The following is a 5,896-nucleotide window of genomic DNA, read 5'->3' as shown; positions in this document are numbered from 1 at the left end:
CACTGCCCCTACCTCCACGTATATATGGTGGGCGGCCAGCAAGGCCATCACCTGGTCGTGCGGCAGGCTGGGGTCCACCTGATACACCCGGACGGCGTTGATGCCCAGTTTCTTCCAGTTCCCGTCGACCAATCCCTGAATGACAGACAGCTTATCGTCAGAAAGGGGATCCACCCCGTCCTGCGGCTGATAACAAATCCCTTTGGGCGACCACCGCTGGCCGTCGAGATAAAAAAAGTTGTTTCTGATTTGAATGGGGTTGTCCATAGGTGTTTTGGAAGGTTGTTGGGTATTACATCTCTATCAGTTTGGGGAACATCCCGCCTGTGAAATCAAATTCATCAAATTCATCATTCAGAGTACCATGCCCCAGTTCGTGTCCTCCATGAAAAACAGGTTTTCGCGTACTGAACTGTTGAAATACATAACTGCGATTGAACAAGCCATCAGGGTTTATGATATGGCCGGGAGTGTCGTCCTTAAACAAAATCTTACTTGCTTCATCCGGGAACGCATAGCCACCGATGCCCAGGTTCCAGAATGCCAGTGCATATGAGTTCGTGGTTGAACTGGTATCGATGTACCTGGCTCGCAGATAAAGCCCTTTATTTGCCGGATAAAATGCCTTTTGGGCGTATTCTTCAATCGCTCCCATGTGTTTCGGTGTTGTTACCACGTCTTCCCAATTCTTGTAGTACGAGCAGGTTTTCATAATCACCAGATTCCAAAGCGATTTTTTGAACGACGTAAGTGCAGCGGACTGTAATTGGTTATAAGCATCACCAAGCCCCGGAAAGTGACTGGTTGCCAAATCGCCTATAGTGTAGGTGGTCCCGTTAAAGGCAATGCTGTCTTTCCAGGCGGCTTTTAGGTTGCTGTAACCGGAAGTCGGGTCCACTAAGGAACTCAGTTTCTGCTCTATCTCTAACTGCATCTGCCCGTGTCCAAACTCAAAATCGGCAAACTCTCCGTTTAAACTGTTTGGTTTATCTTTCCCAATCCCCCAGTCGTGTAGAGCGGCAGACAAGCAAGCAAGTGCCGGAATGAACTCAGGATTTAAACTGGCTAATGCCGCTGCTGATGTCAGCCCAATAGCCACATCGATCATGATGTTCGCAAGAAAATTCCTCCAGTCTCCATTCTCTTTAGTTGATCCCAAAGCGTGAAATACCGCTTCTTCGTACTCAAGGCATAAGGGATACAGGTCTTTTACCCACACCCGTAAACGTGACAAGTTAGCTGCCGCTGCCTCTAGCTCATCTTTAGTCAATTCTGTCATTAGACTAGAATTTAAATTGTGAAACGTTCGATTGTACGCTGCACCTTTCTTAGACTACTAAGCTGCAACTACCAGAAAAATGCATTTTACTGTAAGAGTTGACTTAAATTGGATATCCATTAGCAATGGATATTCGTATCGTTAGGAGGTATGATTACAGGCGTAGCATTGGATCGCGCAAGTCACACAGGAATATATGTCGAGCCGCTAATCAGTTTGGCAAATTTGAGTAATGGCGGCTACAAACTCTGTCGTATTCTGACCAAATACTGTCGTAACTTGACCAATGGGGCTTTTTTGCAAAAAAACACCCGATCCGGGCGGATCGGGTGGCAAGAATCAGGAAATACAGCAAGGTAAAGTCAGGGAGTACTTGACTGGCGGACGAATTGGGTGGGCGTCATCCGGTACTGCTCGCGGAAAACCTTGGTAAAATGGGAGGGCGTTTGATAGCCGACTTTATAAGCCGTTTCGGCGACACTCAATCCCTGCCCCAGGAAGCCGGTGGCCTGCTTGAGGCGGTAGAGCCGAACCACTTCCGCCGGGGCCATGCCCGTCAGAGCCATGATCTTACGGTAAAGTACCATGCGGCTCATGCCGAGTGGCTTCAGCAAATCATCAATCACAAATTCGGAATTGTCCAGGTGTTCGTCCAGTAAGTTGTACAACTGCTCCATAAACGGATCGATTGGGGCCGGAGTGGCTTCGTCAGAAATCGCATAGGAAGATTGGGTCAGGTCGGCCCGCAGCTTGTCCCGCAGCCGTTGCTTGTGTTCGAACTGGTTTCGGATTCGCAGCAGCAGTTCGATCACATGGAAGGGCTTGGCCAGGTAATCGTCGGCACCGAGGGTGAGTCCCTCCAAACGGTTCTCGAGCGAGACTTTCGCCGTGAGCAACACGACCGGAATGTGGTTGGTGCGCAGGTCAGTCTTTAGCCGCTGACAAAGTGCGTAGCCGTCCATGACGGGCATCATCACGTCCGAAAGGATCAAATCGGGGAGCTCAGCCACAGCCTGGTCCAAACCCTCCTGCCCATCCTTTGCCCGTAGCAGGCGGTAATGGAAAGGCAGACTTTCGATGAGGTACCGGGCCATCTCGTCGTTGTCCTCCACCACCAGCACCAGAGGTCTGTAATCCTCAGTCTGCTCGTTGGGGGAGAGGAGTTCGGGGGCATAGGTTAAGCTGCCATCCGGTACTGGTTCGCTCGATAGGGGCGTGAAAGGTCGATAGGGTAATTCGACGACAAACACCGTACCCCGGCCCGCTTCGCTCGTGACCCGGAGGCGCCCCTTCTGCAAACTCACCAACTCGCTGACCAACGCCAGCCCGAGGCCGGTGCCGGGCGTAGTCACCTCTGGCGGCTGAGCGGCTTCGGGCTGACCATTGTCCACAGGATGATCCGTCGCCTGGTAATAGCGGTCGAAAATATGGGGCAGTTGGTCGGCCGTGATACCTCGGCCCGTATCGCTCACTCGTATTTCTACGCCTTTTTCCATCGTTGCGAGTTCCAGGATAACCAGCCCGCCCGTGGCCGAAAATTTCAAGGCGTTCGAGAGCAGGTTGTTGAGAATGCGTTCCAGTTTGTCGGCGTCGAACCAGTACATTCCGGCTGACGTTTCTCCCTTGAAAATCAACTCGATCCGCCGCTTTTGGCCTACTTCCCGAAACGACTCCACCGTCTGCCCGACAAATTGCTCCAAGTCGCCCAGTACTTCTACCACGGGTAATGCCCCCGCTTCCAGTTTCGAGATATCCAGCAACTGGTTGACCAGACCCAGCAGTTGGTTGGCGTTATGGTCGATGACAGACAGGTGCCGCTGGTCGTCGGGGTCACGCAGTTTTTGGGTGAGTTGTTCGGTGGGGGCCAGGATCAGGGTCAGCGGGGTGCGAAATTCGTGAGTTACGTTGGCAAAAAAGTTCGATTTCATCTCGTCGATGGCCCGCAGTTGCTCCGCTTCCTGTTGTTTCAGGTCAGTTTCTTTCTTTTGCAGGATAAGGTCTTGCCGCATTTGCAACCGGTTGAGGTAGAATTGGCTGCCCGACAGCGCAAGGCCCGCCACGGTGAAGGCATACAGCAGATAGGCCCACCAAGTAGCCCAAAGCGGCGGCCGAATCGTGATCGCCAGTCGCCGGACGTAGGGACTCCACTGGCCCGAGGTGTTCGTGGCGTTTAGCAGCAACACGTAATCGTCGGGAGAGAGGTTAGTATAATTAACTACGGGGCGGTCGGTTTCCTTCCAGTCGTTTTCCAGCCCCGCCAGGCGGTAGCGGTAGCGGTTCTTGCCAGGCCGGTTGAACTGCAGGGCAGCAAACTCGACGGTGATGAAATTTTGGTCGTGCGCCAGCACGAGCTGATCGACGGCCTGAATAGGAAGTGAGTCGGTCAGGGCCAGTGGGACGGGCCGATTGTTTACCTGCAAGTCGGTGAGTTCGACGGCGGGATGAAAGGCGTCTTCATCAACCTGGGTGGGGTTGAAGGTCGTAATGCCTTCCAGCCCCCCCATGATGATCTGCGATCCGGTGATCCGGCGTTCTGGCGTTCCGGCGTTCCGGTCGTCAGGTAAACACAGCCAGTGGAAGCGGTTGAACTCATCGGCCATCAGTCCGTCGGCCTGAGTGTAGTTTTTAGTGGCGAAAGTGCGCCGATTCAGCCGACATATCCCTTTGTTGGTTCCCATCCACAAACTGCCCTGCTGGTCCGGAATGACGGAGTAAATTACGTTGTTGGGCAGGCCATAGCGCTGAGTAATACGGCGGCTGCGTCCCGTCCGCTTGTCGAAGCGGCACAACCCACTACCAAAAGTTCCGATCCAAAGCAGGTTTGGATCGTCTGGATCGCTGTTCAGACAGAACAAAGAGTTACTGCTAAGTGAAAACGGGTCGTCCGGCTGATTGGCGTACTGCCGCAGGCGCCCAGTCGCCTTGTCCAATCGCCACAGACCCTTATGATCGGTGGCCAGCCACAACGCCCGCTCGTCGGCGACGAAGGTGAGTACGATTCCTGTTTTTTGCGGAGAAACATTATGCGGGAAAGCCACCCACTTCCGCGCTGGTGAATCGTACCACCAAACCAGAGAGTCATGTACCGCCCATACTCGGCCCTGAGGATCAGTAGCCAGGGGGCAAGGAATGGCAATGGCATTATCCCCCCCAAAAAAGGAAACGGGCAACGGCAAGTGGTCGGTCTGTTTTGTACTTAGATCAACCCGATAGATGTCGGAACTGCCCACATTGAACCAGAGGTTTTTCTTCTGATCGAAGGTATAGCGGAAAATGTAGCTGCTTAGACCCGCCAAAGTCGTCCTCAAGGTCGCGGCGGAGACGCCTAATCCGGCCAGCAAATCGAGGTAAAAATTTCGCTGGTAAGGTTCTGCCCGGAAAGCATTGGGCCGCAGGTCGTACTTTTGGATACCCGCCCCATTGGTGCCCATCCACAGCACCTGCGATCGGTCTATGAAAAGGCTGGCGCATTGTTGCACACTTTGTTCCCATTGCACCACGACCTCGGGACCCCGTTGGTCGGTGAAACGGTAGAGTGTATTGTTCTGGTGGAAATACAAGATACCCTCCCGATCCGTGGTGAAATGCACGTCCCACCAGAGTGCGCAGTAGGTCGGCAGTTTATACGACCGAAACCGACCCGTGCGGGGATCGAGCCGAGCGACGTACCGCTGCGAAACCGTCAGCACCTCGCCGTTGGGTCGCATTTGTAGCCCGCAAAGGGGGTCATCGGGCAGCGAATTCGGCTGGTCGGACTGGTGGCGGTAATGTACAAAATCGGCGGTTTTTTCTTCAAACCGTTCTAATCCGGCCCGCGTTGCGATCCAGATGACGCCATTGGCTGCCTGGGCCACCTGCGTTACGCTGTCACTGCTCAACGAGCGGGGCCGGCCGGGCCGATGCCGAAAACGCTGCACCCGGTTTGTACGCAGATCGAAGCGGATAATCCCGTCCGCCTGATAGTTAATCCAGGCGCGATCCTGGTTGTCGACGAATAGTCCGAAGGGCTTGGTGTCGCCCATCGCCCGGCGGTAAGTCACCCGATGGGAAAAATTAATGAACCTTTCCGTATGGGGATCGAAAATGTCGATGTCGCCTTGCTCGGAGACAATCCAGATGCGTCCGCGCTGGTCGAGGATCAATTTCTCCAATCCGGTGGAAGAAAGCGAAGCCTGGCCGTCGGGATCGGGCTGGAACACCTTAAAAGAGTGGCCGTCGTAACGGCACAGCCCGTCGCGGGTGGCCACCCACATAAAGCCCTGCCGATCCTGTACGATGGCAGGTACGAAGGCCTGAGGCAGCCCGTCGCGGTCGGTAATGAGTTGGGGAGCGGGAAAATCGACCGACTGGGCCAAAAGTGGAGGGTGCGTCGGACTCAGAACAAGCGTGAGCAAAAAAAGAAAGTAGGTCCAGATGAGGCGACCATAAGGGAAGGCCATTTCTTGCGCTTTTTTCAGTAACTAAATTTGCCAGTTCTGATCTTCAAAAGCGTTTGAGGTTACGTATTTACCTTACAGCCCTTCGTTTCAATATGTATCTTATCACTTACCATTTCACAACCTCCGCCTCCCGCAACCACGTTAGCGGGTTCTCCGGTTGGGGAAGGTAGGTGCTGTC

Annotated in this window: 3 protein-coding genes; all 3 read right to left on the bottom strand. The window is 53.8% G+C overall.

What is annotated here, in order from left to right; all coding sequences use genetic code 11:
* Positions 1-267 (bottom strand): hypothetical protein (locus ACEW8P_RS17225; protein WP_373514312.1); only part of this gene is annotated, 267 nt, incomplete at its 3' end.
* Positions 268-292: 25 nt separating this feature from the next.
* Positions 293-1,279 (bottom strand): hypothetical protein, encoded by a 987-nt coding sequence (locus ACEW8P_RS17220; protein WP_373514311.1) that lies wholly within the window; start codon positions 1,277-1,279, stop codon positions 293-295.
* Between the two features lie 362 nt (positions 1,280-1,641).
* Complete coding sequence (locus tag ACEW8P_RS17215; protein WP_373514310.1) at positions 1,642-5,718, bottom strand: ATP-binding protein; 4,077 nt, start codon at positions 5,716-5,718, stop codon at positions 1,642-1,644.
* Between the last annotated feature and the right edge of the window lie 178 nt (positions 5,719-5,896).

The organism is Persicitalea sp. (assembly GCF_041751555.1).
Classification (GTDB): Bacteria; Bacteroidota; Bacteroidia; order Cytophagales; family Spirosomataceae; genus Persicitalea.
Note: the sequence above shows the minus strand (reverse complement) of the source record. Positions and strands in the feature narration are given on the sequence as shown.